General features: G+C 42.0%; 18 protein-coding genes. 15 read left to right on the top strand and 3 right to left on the bottom strand.

The window, feature by feature from the left end; all coding sequences use genetic code 11:
- Nucleotides 1–47: 47 nt before the first annotated feature.
- A complete protein-coding gene (locus tag FN960_RS14550; protein WP_143849476.1) occupies nt 48–305 on the bottom strand; it encodes a hypothetical protein in 258 nt (85 codons plus the stop codon).
- A 127-nt stretch (nt 306–432) separates the two neighbouring features.
- Between FN960_RS14550 and ruvA the strand changes: the two genes are divergently transcribed.
- The 6 genes from ruvA to yajC all read left to right on the top strand — a co-directional run bounded on the left by ruvA (nt 433) and on the right by yajC (nt 4,890).
- Nucleotides 433–1,044 carry a Holliday junction branch migration protein RuvA gene (gene ruvA, locus FN960_RS14545; protein WP_143849705.1) on the top strand — a complete coding sequence of 204 codons (612 nt, stop codon included), beginning with the start codon at nt 433–435 and terminating at the stop codon, nt 1,042–1,044.
- 18 nt (nt 1,045–1,062) lie between these two features.
- Nucleotides 1,063–2,064 carry a Holliday junction branch migration DNA helicase RuvB gene (gene ruvB / locus FN960_RS14540; protein ID WP_143849474.1) on the top strand — a complete coding sequence of 334 codons (1,002 nt, stop codon included), beginning with the start codon at nt 1,063–1,065 and terminating at the stop codon, nt 2,062–2,064.
- Nucleotides 2,061–2,273: a DUF2905 domain-containing protein gene (locus tag FN960_RS14535; RefSeq protein WP_143849472.1), complete on the top strand. Its 213-nt coding sequence runs from the start codon at nt 2,061–2,063 to the stop codon at nt 2,271–2,273. The genes ruvB and FN960_RS14535 overlap by 4 nt, the downstream gene beginning before the upstream one ends.
- A 77-nt stretch (nt 2,274–2,350) precedes the next feature.
- Nucleotides 2,351–3,376 (top strand): tRNA preQ1(34) S-adenosylmethionine ribosyltransferase-isomerase QueA, encoded by a 1,026-nt coding sequence (gene queA, locus FN960_RS14530; RefSeq protein WP_143849471.1) that lies wholly within the window; start codon nt 2,351–2,353, stop codon nt 3,374–3,376.
- Between the two features lie 18 nt (nt 3,377–3,394).
- Nucleotides 3,395–4,534, top strand: a complete 1,140-nt coding sequence (tgt, locus tag FN960_RS14525; RefSeq protein ID WP_143849469.1) for a tRNA guanosine(34) transglycosylase Tgt — start codon at nt 3,395–3,397, stop codon at nt 4,532–4,534.
- A gap of 95 nt (nt 4,535–4,629) precedes the next feature.
- A complete protein-coding gene (gene yajC / locus FN960_RS14520) occupies nt 4,630–4,890 on the top strand; it encodes a preprotein translocase subunit YajC (protein ID WP_143849467.1) in 261 nt (86 codons plus the stop codon).
- Between the two features lie 48 nt (nt 4,891–4,938).
- On the opposite strand, the gene FN960_RS14515 is transcribed toward yajC, so the two are convergent.
- Nucleotides 4,939–5,313, bottom strand: a complete 375-nt coding sequence (locus tag FN960_RS14515; protein ID WP_143849465.1) for a TIGR04086 family membrane protein — start codon at nt 5,311–5,313, stop codon at nt 4,939–4,941.
- 144 nt (nt 5,314–5,457) lie between these two features.
- Here FN960_RS14515 and FN960_RS14510 point away from each other — a divergent pair, with 144 nt between their 5' ends.
- The 3 genes from FN960_RS14510 (at nt 5,458) to FN960_RS14500 (ending at nt 6,882) form a co-directional block, all read left to right on the top strand.
- Nucleotides 5,458–5,904, top strand: a complete 447-nt coding sequence (locus FN960_RS14510) for a YetF domain-containing protein (protein ID WP_260682026.1) — start codon at nt 5,458–5,460, stop codon at nt 5,902–5,904.
- An 88-nt stretch (nt 5,905–5,992) separates the two neighbouring features.
- A complete protein-coding gene (locus FN960_RS14505) occupies nt 5,993–6,256 on the top strand; it encodes a hypothetical protein (RefSeq protein WP_143849461.1) in 264 nt (87 codons plus the stop codon).
- 248 nt (nt 6,257–6,504) lie between these two features.
- Entirely contained in the window at nt 6,505–6,882 is a 378-nt protein-coding gene (locus tag FN960_RS14500; RefSeq protein ID WP_143849460.1) for a hypothetical protein, read from the top strand.
- 43 nt (nt 6,883–6,925) lie between these two features.
- On the opposite strand, the gene spoVB is transcribed toward FN960_RS14500, so the two are convergent.
- Nucleotides 6,926–8,482, bottom strand: coding sequence for a stage V sporulation protein B (spoVB, locus tag FN960_RS14495; RefSeq protein WP_143849458.1), 1,557 nt, complete (start codon nt 8,480–8,482; stop codon nt 6,926–6,928).
- A 107-nt stretch (nt 8,483–8,589) separates the two neighbouring features.
- Between spoVB and FN960_RS14490 the strand changes: the two genes are divergently transcribed.
- The 6 genes from FN960_RS14490 (at nt 8,590) to FN960_RS14465 (ending at nt 14,660) form a co-directional block, all read left to right on the top strand.
- Nucleotides 8,590–8,910 (top strand): post-transcriptional regulator, encoded by a 321-nt coding sequence (locus tag FN960_RS14490; RefSeq protein ID WP_260682022.1) that lies wholly within the window; start codon nt 8,590–8,592, stop codon nt 8,908–8,910.
- A gap of 73 nt (nt 8,911–8,983) precedes the next feature.
- A complete protein-coding gene (gene secD / locus FN960_RS14485) occupies nt 8,984–10,285 on the top strand; it encodes a protein translocase subunit SecD (RefSeq protein ID WP_143849456.1) in 1,302 nt (433 codons plus the stop codon).
- On the top strand, nt 10,272–11,213 hold the full coding sequence (gene secF, locus FN960_RS14480) for a protein translocase subunit SecF (protein WP_143849455.1): 942 nt from the start codon (nt 10,272–10,274) through the stop codon (nt 11,211–11,213). The genes secD and secF overlap by 14 nt, the downstream gene beginning before the upstream one ends.
- Nucleotides 11,214–11,400: 187 nt before the next feature.
- A complete protein-coding gene (locus FN960_RS14475; protein WP_143849454.1) occupies nt 11,401–11,718 on the top strand; it encodes a LapA family protein in 318 nt (105 codons plus the stop codon).
- Between the two features lie 60 nt (nt 11,719–11,778).
- Nucleotides 11,779–14,148: a single-stranded-DNA-specific exonuclease RecJ gene (gene recJ / locus FN960_RS14470; protein WP_143849453.1), complete on the top strand. Its 2,370-nt coding sequence runs from the start codon at nt 11,779–11,781 to the stop codon at nt 14,146–14,148.
- Nucleotides 14,148–14,660: an adenine phosphoribosyltransferase gene (locus FN960_RS14465; RefSeq protein WP_143849452.1), complete on the top strand. Its 513-nt coding sequence runs from the start codon at nt 14,148–14,150 to the stop codon at nt 14,658–14,660. Before recJ ends, FN960_RS14465 begins: the two co-directional genes overlap by 1 nt.
- Nucleotides 14,661–14,760: the final 100 nt, after the last annotated feature.

The raw sequence follows: 14,760 nt of genomic DNA, 5'->3' as shown, positions 1-14,760 counted from the left end.
CTCACGAGCAGTAAGCTGATGAAGCCGTCCGACTATGGACGCTTTTTTTATTTTTGTTTTTCCTTGTGCTCAAGCTCCATTTGAAATTTAGCAGCACGATAACTTAGTGTTAATCTCCAGAAAAAGATTATGACAATGAAGGAAGCCACCGCGATTTTTACAGGCAGATTCCAGTTGCCTCCAGGTACGATAAACAGTAAGCTGATAAAAACAAGGACAACTGGGGCTAAAAATACTAATCTAAAGAATCGTTCTTTTGGTTGAAGGCTTTTTAATGCGCGTGCGCGGTCTCGTAAGTCAATCATCTTCTCACTCCTCGCTCTTTACCTCTTTATACCCGAATTTGTGACAGTGACACGTGTTTTCAGTGTGACCGGGTATCTTTGATATGCTAAAATAGAAATAAACGTTCGTATGGAAGTGGGAATGAGTTTGATTGATTATGTTAAAGGAACATTAGAAGCCATTGATACACAATATGTCGTAGTTGATCATCATGGATTAGGCTATCAATTATTTTGCCCTAACCCGTATATCTATCAGCACGATTTACATAAAGACATTCAGATCTTTACACACCATTATGTGAGAGAGGATCAGATACGACTATTTGGTTTTCCTACACGAAAAGATCGAGCCTTGTTTGAAAAACTGTTAAATGTTTCTGGTATTGGACCAAAAGGAGCCCTTGCCATCTTGGCCTCCGGTCAGCCGGAGCATGTTGTGGCTGCTATTGAGCAAGAGGATGAAGCGTTATTAATTCGTTTTCCAGGTGTGGGGAAAAAGACAGCTCGTCAAATTATCTTAGATTTAAAAGGCAAACTGGTCGAGTTCTCAGCAGAAGGCACAAGCTCGCATGAGCCTAATTTACTTTCTCCATATGTAGAGGAGAAACCAGACGCATTAGAAGAAGCCTTCGAAGCCTTACGAGCTTTAGGTTATGTGGAGAAGGAGTTAAAGAAGGTAAGACCGAAATTAGAAGAGGAACAGCTTGAGATTGATGGTTACATTAAGAAGGCGCTGCAACTCTTGCTTAAGCGATAGAGAAAGGCAGGTTATGTTATGGAAGACCGCTTAGTTTCTGCTGAAAGCCAGCCACTGGAGGATGCGATTGAGAGTGGCATTCGGCCATTAAGCTTTAGCCAATATATTGGACAAGAGAAGGTAAAACGTAACCTAGAGGTCTACATCCAAGCAGCTAAGATGAGAGAGGAAAGCCTTGATCATGTTTTACTGCATGGGCCACCGGGTTTAGGAAAAACAACCCTTTCAGCCATTATTGCCTCGGAAATGGGGGTACAGATGCGTACAACCTCAGGGCCAGCCATTGAACGACCAGGCGATTTGGCAGCCATTTTAACAGCTCTTGAGCCAGGAGATGTGTTGTTCATTGATGAGATTCACCGTCTGAATCGCACAGTAGAGGAGGTCCTATATCCGGCAATGGAGGACTTTTGCCTGGACATTGTTATTGGCCAAGGACCAACAGCACGATCTGTCAGATTGGATCTACCGCCTTTTACACTGGTAGGCGCAACAACTCGGGCGGGCATGATGTCTGCGCCGCTAAGAGACCGATTTGGGGTAATGGAGCGTTTAGAGTATTATAATGAGCAGGAGCTTGCAGATATTATCCGCAGGACGGCAGACATCTTTGCAACGGATCTTGAGGATGGGGCTGCTGAGGAACTATCTAGACGTGCAAGGGGTACACCAAGGATTGCAAACAGACTGTTAAAAAGAGTACGAGATTTTGCCCAGGTTGAGGGTGAAGGGGTCATTACCTATGATTTAGCAGCTGCAGCTTTAGAAAGGCTTCAAGTAGATCGACTTGGTCTCGATCATATTGATGACAAGCTACTCCGTGGCATGATTGAAAAGTTTCGCGGGGGACCGGTTGGTTTAGACACAATAGCTGCCACAATTGGAGAAGAATCGGACACGATTGAAGATTTGTATGAACCGTATCTACTACAAATAGGCTTTCTTCAACGGACACCACGAGGAAGGGTTGTGACACATTTGTGTTATGAACATTTTCAATTAGAGGTGCCAGATAAATGAGTGAAATTCCAAAGCTCTTAATTATTGGCGGACTCGTGTTAATTGTGGTTGGGCTGCTATGGCACTTTGGCGGTAGATTTTTACCGATTGGTAGACTGCCGGGTGACATTCTAATAAAAAGAGAGAATATGACGTTCTACTTTCCATTAATGACTTCCATTATTCTAAGTATTGTTTTAAGCTTACTCTTCCTATTATTTCGCCGTTAACTGCTTGATTTGTAGGGAGAAGTCCGTTATCCTAAGTAAGGATTACGCATGACATGACTAAAAGGTGACGTATAGATATGAACGTAGAAGATTTTGATTTTGAACTTCCGGAAGAACTTATTGCGCAGACGCCGCTTCTTGATCGAACGGCGTCTCGTTTGCTTGTCTTAAATAAAGAAACCTCTAAAACAGAGGATAGAATGTTTTCTGATATTTATGATGAATTACAAGCTGCAGATTGCCTTGTTATAAATGATACCCGTGTGATGCCTGCACGTTTACATGGAACAAAGCAGGATACAGGTGGTGCGATCGAGCTTTTGCTTTTAAAGCAAATCGAAGGTGACCGCTGGGAGACATTAGCTAAACCAGCTAAGCGAGTAAAGGTTGGAACCGTAGTGGAATTTGGCGGTGGTTTGCTTAAAGCAACCTGTATAGCTGAAGGAAAACAAGGCGGGCGCGACTTTGAGATGAGCTACAGTGGTATATTTCATGAAGTGCTAGATCAGCTAGGTGAAATGCCTTTGCCTCCATATATAAAGGAAACACTTGATGATCGCGAACGGTATCAAACCGTTTATTCTAAGCATATTGGATCGGCTGCAGCACCAACTGCAGGACTGCATTTTACTGAAGAGTTACTCACTCGTTTGAAAGAAAAAGGAGTGACGATCGCACCGATTACTCTACATGTTGGATTAGGAACATTTAGACCGGTAAGTGTGGATACAATTGAAAAGCACCAAATGCACTCAGAGTTTTATCAGATGAGCGCTGATACAGCCTCCATCTTGCAAAAGGCACGCGAGAGAAATGGGCGAATTATCGCTGTAGGGACAACCTCTGCTCGTACATTAGAAACGATTGCGTCAGCTCATGACACGTTTGTTGAAGCATCAGGCTGGACCGATATTTTTATTTATCCAGGTTATACCTTTAAAGCAGTTGATGCCCTCATTACAAATTTTCATTTACCGAAATCAACGTTGGTTATGCTTGTTAGTGCACTTGGTGGCAGAGAAGCCATTCTATCAGCCTATGCGCATGCCGTGAAAGAGAATTATCGCTTCTTCAGCTTTGGCGATGCCATGCTGATTAAGTAACGAGAAAGGGATAAAAGAATGTCTGCAATTAGATATGAACACATTAAAACATGTAAGCAATCTGGAGCTAGACTTGGTCGTGTCCACACGCCACATGGGACGTTTGAGACGCCGATGTTTATGCCGGTTGGAACACTAGCAACAGTAAAAACGATGAGCCCTGAGGATTTACACCGGATGGACGCTCAGATTATTTTAAGTAATACGTATCATTTATGGCTTCGTCCCGGGCACGAGATAATTCGTGAGGCGGGTGGATTGCACAAGTTTATGAATTGGGATCGTCCGATTTTAACAGATTCTGGAGGGTTTCAGGTATTTAGTTTAAGTAATTTGCGTAAGATTACTGAAGAAGGCGTTGAATTCCGTAATCATTTAAACGGGGCAAAACTTTTCCTTCGTCCTGAAGGGGCGATGGAGATTCAAAATGCACTTGGCTCTGACATTATGATGGCATTTGACGAATGCCCACCGTTTCCAGCCGAGCATGATTACATGAAGAAGTCTGTTGAACGAACAAGCCGGTGGGCGGAGCGTTGCTTAGAAGCTCATGCGCGACCGCAGGATCAAGGGTTGTTCGGGATTGTACAAGGGGGAGAATATGAGGATCTTCGTAAACAAAGTGCTCGTGATTTAGTCTCTCTTGATTTTCCTGGCTATGCCATTGGTGGTTTATCCGTAGGGGAACCAAAGGATGTTATGAACCGGGCATTGGAGTTTACAACACCACTTCTTCCTTTTGATAAGCCGCGTTATTTAATGGGAGTAGGTTCTCCGGATTCATTAATTGATGGTGCAATACGAGGCATTGATATGTTTGACTGCGTGTTACCTACACGTATTGCTCGAAATGGTACATGTATGACAAGCAACGGACGACTTGTTGTAAGAAATGCAAAATATGCACGTGATTTTGGACCACTTGATGAGAATTGTGACTGTCATGTATGTCAAAATTATTCAAGAGCGTATATTCGTCACTTGATTAAATGTGAAGAAACGTTCGGATTTAGACTTACTACTTATCATAACCTGCATTTCCTGTTAAACTTAATGGTGGACGTTCGCCAGGCGATTATGGAGGACAGGTTGCTCGACTTTAAGGAAGAGTTTTTTGAGCAGTATGGTTTCAATAAGGCGGATGCAAAAAACTTCTAAAACCAACTAAGTGAAACAGATGATAGCCCTATCGACTTTCTATAAAAAAGCGATGCAAGCTGACATCATGATGCACCAGAAAGGGGGGATTTTAAATGGAACTAGCACCATTACTATCCATAGTGCTTATGATTGTGGTTTTCTATTTCTTCTTAATCAGACCACAACAGAAGCGTCAGAAGCAAGTACGTGAGATGCATAGCTCATTACAGCGCGGAGATAAGATTGTTACAATCGGAGGGCTTCACGGTACGATTGATGCAATTGATGAGGATACCATTATCCTACTAGTGAACGATAACCGTAAATTGACGTTTGATCGTTCATCCGTACGAGACGTAGTGAAAGCAGATTAATGACATGAAAGAAGCGCGAGCCAGCAGAATGGGCCCGTGCTTCTTTTTTTATGATCTCAAAAGGTTTACGCCAAGCATGCCTCCAATAGCACCGGTGATAAGATAGCCTCCATGTAATAAAATTTGTGAGGAAGTAAAAGGCTCATTGTAGCCTAACGTCGATACGCTGTAAGCAATAATGGTAAACAGAAGTGCTGTTAATCCACCAGCAATCCATCCCTTTGATTTAGCTTTAGCCCCTGAAACAAAACCTCCAATAAATAAGCACAAAAAAGATAAAAATAAGATGAGCCATTTAATGGAATGTTCTGTATAGCTTGTCAAACTCAAAAAGCTGGCAAGAATCAGGCTAGCAAGGATGGCCCCGGCCATCACCACAACTAAACCTGAGAATATAGCAGGAAGAAAAGGACGATTATTCATTTATTTTAACCTCTCCTTTTTGAAATAATGATTGTTTTATCTATATTCAGGCTTGGCTATTGTTAGAATTCTTTTATGGAAAAAGCTTCATCTCATGCTTCTATGTATTAGGGGCACAGTAGAATAAAAAGGAGGAGGAGCGTGATGTTAATAGACGCTACGAGAGTATTGGCTATACTTGGATTGTTAGTATGGTTTCAATATATAGTGCAAACCAAGAAAAGACCACTATTCATCGTTTTTCCATTTTCATTAGCTATTCTTCTCGTTAATGATTTAATTATTTTGTATTCTTTACCTGCAGTCGTTTTTTTTATGTGTATTCTATTATTTTTATTAGGTGCAATATGGAAAAATCTCCGCCGGGAAACGAGGTTATCCGAAAAGAAGCAAGAAGAGGAGCACTTACTGCCGTTTCCGGTCATTATGGACGGAGAAATACAATACTCTCAGCTAGAGCAGATGAACCAAAATGAATTCTGGCTACGAAGAAAAATTCGTGACCTAGGCTATAAAGATATTAAAGGCATCTCCTATTGCAGTATTAAAGGAGACCAGCTTTATTATATTGACTTCTCGGACAAGAAATAGGTATTTGGACGAGGGGAAACGTGGATACCATTCATCCAGAACTCCCATATGCTACTCATGAACGTAATTGTGAGGAGGGGAGCACTGTATGAGTTCATCTTTATACAATCAATGCTGCAGCTATAAAGGAAGATATGTAAATATTCAACATAAAAATGGAACTAGCTACTATGGAAGAGTCGTGGATGTAGATCAGCGCCACGTATATGTCGACATGGGACGTGGAGGTAGCCGTGGCTATGGATATGGCGGAGGCTATGGTTACTATGGAGGCTACGGCTCAAATGTCGTACCATTCGCCTTTGGAGCCATCGCTGGACTGGCTTTAGCAGGAGCCTTTTTCTTTTGGTAAGGAATTAATAGTTGAAATAAATTTGAGCTTGTCGACATATGTCGATGAGCTTTTTTTGTAGGGGGAGGTTTAGAGTTTGGTTAGTGTATTTGGTAGGTTCTATTTTTAAAGGAGCCATGATGATTTTTGCAAGCGAAGGTAAGAATAGAATGTGCTAGCTGCGGAGAGTGAATGTTTAAAAAAGTACGCAGGTCTCGATTGGAAAGGTACGAGCCCTTTAGCAAATGATAATCCTCGAGTTCTTTTAGGTGAGCAAGCTCACATCAGAAAGCGAGCCGGATATCGGGAAAGAGGAGCCGGTATCGGGAAAGAGAAGCCGATATCGGGAAAGGGGAGCGGATATCGGGAAAGAGAAGCCGATATCGGGAAAGAGGAGCCGGTATCGGGAAAGAGAGTTGGATATCGGGAAAGAGAAGCCGATATCGGGAAAGGGGAGCGGATATCGGGAAAGAGGAGCCGGATATCGGGAAAGAAGAGCCGATATCGGGAAAGAGAAGCCGATATCGGGAAAGAAGAGCGGATATCGGGAAAGAGAAGCCGATATCGGGAAAGAGGGTCGGATATCGGGAAAGAGAAGCCGATATCGGGAAAGAGTGTCGGATATTGGGAATAAGAGCCTATATTAGGAAAGGAGGCGCTTTTTTATAGATGAAGCGCCACAACTACCAACTACTGCTTACTCCATCGGCGAAAGAATGGAAAGTGTCTAATCTCACTTGGCTTCAACAATTGTAGGACAAACATGAGCATTACATAAAATGCGCTAGTGAGGGATAGTTCAGATAATAGTTGAATGAGGCTGTTACTTGATAGGTGAGTATAGGCTTCAAATAGCTGGCTTGCATAGATGGTTCCTCCGATTAGAACAACGAGTTTAGCGATCATCTTTAGCTCTATACTAAATCCTACATTTTTGGCGATGGTGGCGAGGTGGAGTAGTGTGACTAGAACAAAGCCAATCACAATCGCGAGTGCAGCTCCCATAATTCCGAATTCTGGCCGGGTTGCTAGTGCAAAGATGGCGGCTGTTTTAACAAGTGCTCCAGTTAAACTGTTATACATCGCGGGTTTAGCTAGGTCAAGTGCCTGTAGCGCAGCTTGGAGTGGTCCTTGAATATATAAAAATAAACAAAAGGGTGCCATCACTTTTAGGAAACCAGATGCTTCTGGTGCTTGATACATAAATGACATGATCTGTTCAGCATAGACTAGCAGAACAACCATTGCCAAGCCTCCTGCTATAAAGGAAAGACGCATGGCTTGTTCGAGGCGTGCATGAATAAGGTATTGTTGATTTTTTGCGGCGGCTTCACTAATGGATGGAAGCAGGGATGTTGATAATGAGAATGTAATAAAGGTAGGTAAGGTTAGCAAAGGAATGATATACCCTGCTAGTTCCCCGTATTGCTTGGTAGCCACCACTGTCGCGACTCCGGCGATGGCTAAACTTTGAGCGACGATAATCGGTTCGAAAAATAATGAGACGGTTCCAATTAGTCTACTTCCTGTAGTTGGTAAAGCAATTCGCAATAGTTGCTTAGAGGTTTCTTTTCCCTCGCCTAAATAGGAAAAAAACCGTTTACGTAGCTTGAAGCTTTTTCTTCGTTTAAATAAAAAGAGCATATAAAGAAGCGAAACAAATTCTCCAGCAATGACGGAGAGCATGGCTCCCGCTGCAGCGTATTCGATGCCAAGAGGTAGAAATGCAGTGGAGAGGACGGCTACTAATGTGATGCGGACGATTTGTTCTAGCATTTGTGAATACGCAGTTGGTTTCATATTCTGGCGACCCTGGAAATATCCACGTATTACTGCTGAAACAGCTACAATTGGTACAATAGGCGCAACAGCTATAAGTGAATAGTAGGCGCGTTCATCAGTTAAAAGAGTGGTAGCCACGAGTGGGGCTGTTAGAATCATAATGGTCGTAAAAACGGCACCTAAGCTAATGGTGATAGCTAAGGAGACGACTAATATCTGCTTAATCCTACTAGTTTGACCTTTGGCTTCTGCTTCCGCTACTAGCTTTGAAATAGCGACGGGAAGGCCCATTTGTGTAAGTGTTAAAATAAGAAGCATGGTTGGAACTGCCATCATATAAAGGCCAACACCCTCTGATCCCATAATTCGTGCCATGACCATACGGTTGATAAAGCCAAGGATTTTGGTGACAAACCCTGCCATAATTAAGATAAGTGTACCTTTTAAAAATGTTTGTTTTGACATATGCCACCCGACTCTCCTAAAAAAATGATGGAAATTTCTCTAGATTATTTATATGCTTAGGAAGTGGTCAAGCATGACAAGTCATTAGAGATCCTGAGGGAATTCTTATGAAAGAGAAAAAGAAGGGTGGTTTCATGGTGGCGGAGAAGCAACAATTTGATGTCTGGAAAGAGGATATGGAGCCTGTTTTGGATAGCAAGCTAGATGAATTTCATCTTCTTGGATATAATCGTGCGACAAAGGAAGACATTTGGCGCTGTGTCACAGAGCGATTAAATAAGAAAAAGCATTACGTTCCATTTTATGCATTTACAAATGAACTATTAAATTTAAAGGCATCCGTATATATGACCTGGCTTACTGTCAATTCATACAAAGAGCCAGAGGATTGGTTTGCAGAGTTTGAGGAAACTGAATCAAAAAAATAGACTTTTTTGATTCGCATCAGTTTGTGGTAGGATAGAAAGAACGTGTTTTATACATAAGGAGGCAAAGAAAGAAATGGTGAAAAAAGGCCGCATCTTTGCTTTTTTTCTGATTGTACTTTTATTCGCTGGCGTCATCGGCACTACAGCGATGAGTGTAACTAAGGAAACAAAGCTAGGGCTTGATCTTCAAGGGGGATTTGAGGTTTTATATGAGGTAACCCCAATTGAAGAAACAGAGGAAATAACGGAACAAACATTATCTGCAACGGTCACCGCATTGAATCAGCGTGTGAATGTTCTAGGTGTATCAGAGCCTGTTATCCAAATTGAAGGGGATAACAGAATTCGGGTACAATTGGCTGGTGTGGATGATCAGGAAACAGCAAGACAGCTTTTAGCTACAGAGGCAGAGCTTACTTTCCGTGATGTTGATGATAATGTATTGCTTGACGGAAGTGATCTCCAACAAAATGGAGCGGCTGGTGAATTTGATCAGACGAACCGCCCGATTGTTACTTTAACCATGCAGGATGCGGAGCGTTTTGCTGAGGTGACGAGGGACTTGTCACAACGTCCTATGGGTGAAAATATATTAGTCATTTGGTTGGACTTTGAAGAAGGGGACTCTTATGTGGAAGAAGCTACTAAAGAAGAACCTAAATTTTTATCAGCAGCCAATGTTAATCAAACCATTAATAGTCGTAATGTCATGATAGAGGGTAATTTCACCACTGAAGAGACCCGTCACATTTCAGAAATTCTGAATGCCGGTTCTTTACCTGTTCAATTAGATGAACTGTTTTCTAACTCTGTGGGTGCATCCTTGGGTGAACAGGCAATGGTCCAAACCGTATATGCGGGAATCATAGGGATTGCGTTAATCTTTGTATTTATGCTGGTCTACTATCGTTTTCCAGGTATCATTGCAGTGATTACATTAAGTGTGTACACGTATCTCGTTTTACTAATCTTTAATTTAATGAATGCTGTATTAACCTTACCGGGTATTGCTGCGCTTATTTTAGGGGTAGGGATGGCTGTTGATGCGAATATTATCACCTATGAGCGGATTAGAGAAGAATTACGAGCAGGAAAGTCTACGATGTCAGCATTTAAAGCGGGTACTAGAAGATCATTTACAACGATCTTAGATGCGAATCTAACAACCATTCTCGCAGCTTGCGTTATGTTCTACTTCGGAACAAGCTCTGTGCGAGGATTTGCAATTGTATTGATAATCAGTATCCTGACGAGCTTCCTGACGGCTGTACTTGGTTCTCGCTTATTGCTAGGTATGTGGGTCTCAAGTAAATTTTTAAATAAACGTCCAGGCTGGTTCGGTGTAAAGGAGCGTGATATTAATGAGCTTCAATGATAAGAAATGGAAGCTGGATTTTATCACCCATCGGAATAAGTTTTTTGCTGTATCCATTATCATTGTGCTGGCTGGTATCCTTTCTCTATTTACATTAGGATTAAATCTGGGTGTCGATTTTGAAAGTGGATCTAACATCACAATTGAAACAAATGAATCATTAACAAATGAACAAATACACGAAGACTTCGAGGCCATTAATAGTCAATTCAATCCAACCATTACGCTGGCTGGAGAAAATAACGAAATTGCCACAGCTCGTTTTATTGATGTTCTTTCGAATGATGAAGTAGCAGATGTGAGGCTGTATTTCCAAGAGCATTATGATGCAGAACCAACAGTAAGCACGGTTTCTCCCCAAGTTGGACAGGAACTTGCACAAAATGCAATCTATGCCGTTCTTATCGCATCCTTTGGAATTGTGCTTTATCTTGCGATTCGGTATGAGTTTCTATATGGTGCTGCGGCTATCGTTGCTTTACTATACGATGCATTCTTTATCATAGCCGTATTTAGCTTCCTGCAAGTGGAGGTAAATGTTCCGTTTATCGCGGCCGTATTAACGATTGTCGGGTACTCCATTAACGATACCATTGTTACATTTGATCGGATTCGAGAAAATGTGAAAAAGGCTGAGGTCATTAACGGATTTGATGATCTTGCTGAAATTGTTAACCGGAGTCTGATTCAAACGTTGTCGAGGTCAATTAATACTGTATTAACGGTTGTATTTGCTGCTCTTGCGCTACTTATCTTTGGTGGGGATGCAATCTTCTCCTTCTCGTTAGCTCTTGTCATTGGGCTAGTGGCTGGAACATATTCATCCATGTTTATAGCTGCTCAGCTATGGCTTGTGTGGAAAGCTAGATATATCCAGAAGCAGAAGCTAAAGCCTTCAGATCCGACTGAAGACGAACCAACAATTTAGTTCATAAGTTGGCGCTTAGACAGTAGTACTCCTGTCGAACAATTATGTTAGTCTCACCACATAATTGTTCGACTCTTTTTTTAGCTAGTTCCATTTTGTGTCTATCACTTTCTTTCATTGCACCAGTTTTAAAGATGATCGTTTTGGGGTATTAACTAAAAGATATACATCAAAGGGAGTGAACAAGATGAAAGGACAAACTGCATTTATTATAGGAATTATTGCTGCTATTATCATTGCTGTTTTTGCTGTTATAAACGTTGAGGCTGTACCTGTGAATTATTTATTTGGCACGACCAACTGGCCATTAATCTTAGTGATATTAGGGTCAGTGTTTTTAGGAGCTGCGGTTGCTGGGGCTTTAGGCATGATGAGAGTAGTGAAGCTTCAATCAGAAGTGAAGAGGCTACGAGCTAGTCACCGTCTTGATAAAACAGATACGCCGGCGTCAACCAATCGTTCGGAAACAAATCCTTCTGTATCAGACACTACAAAACAGTCATAAATGTAGAGATTGTCACCCCTTGCTCCCTCTTGTATAATAGGAGGGTCAAGGGGTGTTGTCATGTTAAAGCCACGAGCAAGATGGCAGGTTCAAACTCAGGACCAAGCTACGATAGACGCTCTTGCGGAGAGTTGTCAGCTTCCACCGTTAGTAGCGAAATTGTTACTGAATCGTGGATTGCGCGAGAAAAAGGATGTTCACCAATTCCTCGATTCAGACGGACTGAACTTTCATGATCCATATTTAATGGATGGGATGAAAGAGACGGTTGAGCGTATATACAATGCGATTGAACAAGAAGAGCATATTATGGTATTTGGAGATTATGACGCAGACGGGGTAAGTAGTACGGCTGTGTTAATGCATGCACTAAATGAGCTAGGTGCTCTGGCTACATATTACATTCCTAACCGTTTTACGGAAGGGTATGGTCCAAATGAACCAGCATTAAGACGTGCTAAGGATGATGGGATTCAGCTAGTTATTACAGTTGATACGGGCATTTCGGCCGTTCATGAGGCAGCTGTGGCAAAGGAGATAGGTCTTGATTTTATTATTACAGATCATCACGAGCCGCCGCCGAATTTGCCTGATGCCTTATTTATTTTGAACCCGAAAAAACCGGGTTGTTCTTATCCCTTTAAGTCGCTGGCAGGTGTCGGGGTTGCCTTTAAGCTTGCTCACGCCCTACTGAAACGCATACCTGAGCATTTATTAGATATAGCTGTGATAGGTACGATCGCAGATCTTGTGCCGCTAGTGGATGAGAACCGATTGATTGCTCGCTCTGGACTCATTGCTTTACAAGAAACGGAGAAACCGGGTCTTCGGGCAATGAAAAAGGTATGTGGCTTCGGTGCAGATGTGATGGAGGCAGATCATGTTGGTTTTGGTATTGGACCAAGGATGAATGCGGCGGGTCGACTTGACTCGGCTGATCCGGCCGTTGATCTGCTTATGTCGGATGATTTAGCCACAGCGACGATGCTTGCCGAGGAAATAGATGGGCTAAATAAAGAACGGCAGGCTATTGTTAACGAGATGACTGAAGAAGCAATTAAAATGGTTGATGATCACTACCCTATTTCTGATAACCATGTGCTCATCATAGGTAAAGAAGGCTGGAATGCTGGGGTCATTGGTATTGTTGCATCAAGACTGGTTGAGCGTTACTATAGACCGGTTATCGTCATGAGCTTTGATAGTGAAAAGGGAACGGCGAAGGGCTCTGCCAGAAGTATTGAAGGGTTTAATATGTTTTTGGAGCTCTCAAAAAATCGAGATATCCTGCCACATTTTGGCGGGCATCCGATGGCGGCAGGCTTAACAATGCAGCTTGATTTAGTAGACGAGCTTCGTGCAAAGCTTCATCAACAGGCTGATGAGGTTCTCACAGAAGAAGATTTCAGTCCCATTGCTCGTGTTGACGTAGTGGCAAAGGTCGGAGAAGTGAGTTTATCTGTGGTGAAGCAATTAGATAAGCTTGCTCCTTTTGGAGTGGGAAACCCCAAACCAAAGATTATGTTTGAAGGTGTGCAGTTAGGGCAAATTAGGCGCATAGGCAGTGATTCCTCTCATTTGAAAATCAGTTTAACTGAGCAAGGTGCCGCACTGGATGGCATTGCTTTTCGTATGGGACATCTTCATGATGAAATAACCCGTTCCGCTGCTGTTCATGCTTTGGGCACATTATCCGTGAACGAATGGAATGGTCATATTAAACCTCAATTAATGGTTGAGGATTTAGCTGTGTCTGAGTGGCAATTATTTGATTGGAGAAGCCTGAAACCGCCACGTATCTTAGAGAAGGTTCAAGAACTACCTGAAGATCAACGAGTGTGTCTTGCATTTAGAGGCAGTCCTTCTGAGAGTCTAGTTCCAGGTATGAATGTTCATCATATAGGTGCGGAACCATTCCCCATCGAGTCATTTGAAGACAAGTATCTAGTGCTATTAGATGTACCGAGAGACAAGGATCAACTGGAACTTCTTTTTCAAAAGACGATGAGTAAGCCAAGCCGTATTTATGCCATTTTTTATCAAGAATCGGATTCCTTTTTTTCGTCAAACCCGACGAGGGACGATTTTAAATGGTTTTACGCATTAATTAAACAACGACAAACATTAGCTTACCATCAACAGCAGAAGAAGATTGAAGCATATAAGGGTTGGTCAAGTGGTACCGTAAAGTTTATGGCGGACGTTTTTGAGGAGTTAGGATTTATTCAGACCAAAAATGGTGTAGCAGCTGTATCTGAAAAACCCTCAAAAAAAGATTTAAATGAATCACTGATTTATCGAAGCAAGATTCAACAGGGAGAGTTGGAAAATGAGTATGTATACTCATCTTTTGACCAATTAAGAGAATGGTTTGATTCCGTTTTTTCTAAAGTGGAAGCGACTAACCAAAACGTGAAGGAGCAGGTATAGTGGACTTTAAACAATATATTACAATCGTAGAGGATTACCCTAAGGAAGGTATTCGTTTCAAAGATATTACAACGTTAATGCAGAATGGCCAAGTATATAAAGCGGCTATTCAGGAATTAGGGAAGTACGCCTCTGAGCTTGATGTAGACGTGATTGTGGGACCAGAAGCAAGAGGATTTGTTGTTGGCTGTCCATTGGCTGTTGAAATGGAAAAGGGCTTTGTTCCTGTTCGTAAAGCAGGGAAATTACCTCGAGAAGTTTTATCAGTAGATTATGGTTTGGAATATGGGAAGGATAGCCTAACAATTCACAAGGATTCCATCACAAAAGGGCAGAAGGTTTTAATTACAGATGATTTGCTAGCTACTGGTGGAACGATTGAAGCTACTATCAAAATGGTAGAAGAGCTTGGTGGCGTAGTGGTTGGAATTGCATTCCTTATTGAGCTATCTTATCTTAACGGTCGCGATCGACTTTCCCAATATAATACATTTAGTTTAGTTACATACTAAATAGCATCAAAAGAATGGCTTGGTTATCTGATACCTCGTCATTCTTTTTTTCCCTTATTTTCCTTTGGATACAGAATGCAGGGTGAATTCCAGTCTTAAT

It is taken from the genome of Alkalicoccobacillus porphyridii, from assembly GCF_007293315.1.
Classification (GTDB): domain Bacteria; phylum Bacillota; class Bacilli; order Bacillales; family Bacillaceae_D; genus Alkalicoccobacillus; species Alkalicoccobacillus porphyridii.
Note: the sequence above shows the minus strand (reverse complement) of the source record. Positions and strands in the feature narration are given on the sequence as shown.

Coding starts and splice junctions, on each gene's coding strand:
- FN960_RS14550 (WP_143849476.1), bottom strand. CDS start 305: ATGATTGACTTACGAGACCGCGCACGCGCATTAAAAAGCCTTCAACCA.
- recJ (WP_143849453.1), top strand. CDS start 11,779: ATGTTAAAGCCACGAGCAAGATGGCAGGTTCAAACTCAGGACCAAGCT.
- FN960_RS14535 (WP_143849472.1), top strand. CDS start 2,061: ATGAGTGAAATTCCAAAGCTCTTAATTATTGGCGGACTCGTGTTAATT.
- ruvB (WP_143849474.1), top strand. CDS start 1,063: ATGGAAGACCGCTTAGTTTCTGCTGAAAGCCAGCCACTGGAGGATGCG.
- FN960_RS14510 (WP_260682026.1), top strand. CDS start 5,458: ATGTTAATAGACGCTACGAGAGTATTGGCTATACTTGGATTGTTAGTA.
- queA (WP_143849471.1), top strand. CDS start 2,351: ATGAACGTAGAAGATTTTGATTTTGAACTTCCGGAAGAACTTATTGCG.
- FN960_RS14475 (WP_143849454.1), top strand. CDS start 11,401: ATGAAAGGACAAACTGCATTTATTATAGGAATTATTGCTGCTATTATC.
- FN960_RS14515 (WP_143849465.1), bottom strand. CDS start 5,313: ATGAATAATCGTCCTTTTCTTCCTGCTATATTCTCAGGTTTAGTTGTG.
- spoVB (WP_143849458.1), bottom strand. CDS start 8,482: ATGTCAAAACAAACATTTTTAAAAGGTACACTTATCTTAATTATGGCA.
- tgt (WP_143849469.1), top strand. CDS start 3,395: ATGTCTGCAATTAGATATGAACACATTAAAACATGTAAGCAATCTGGA.
- secD (WP_143849456.1), top strand. CDS start 8,984: ATGGTGAAAAAAGGCCGCATCTTTGCTTTTTTTCTGATTGTACTTTTA.
- FN960_RS14505 (WP_143849461.1), top strand. CDS start 5,993: ATGAGTTCATCTTTATACAATCAATGCTGCAGCTATAAAGGAAGATAT.
- FN960_RS14490 (WP_260682022.1), top strand. CDS start 8,590: ATGAAAGAGAAAAAGAAGGGTGGTTTCATGGTGGCGGAGAAGCAACAA.
- yajC (WP_143849467.1), top strand. CDS start 4,630: ATGGAACTAGCACCATTACTATCCATAGTGCTTATGATTGTGGTTTTC.
- secF (WP_143849455.1), top strand. CDS start 10,272: ATGAGCTTCAATGATAAGAAATGGAAGCTGGATTTTATCACCCATCGG.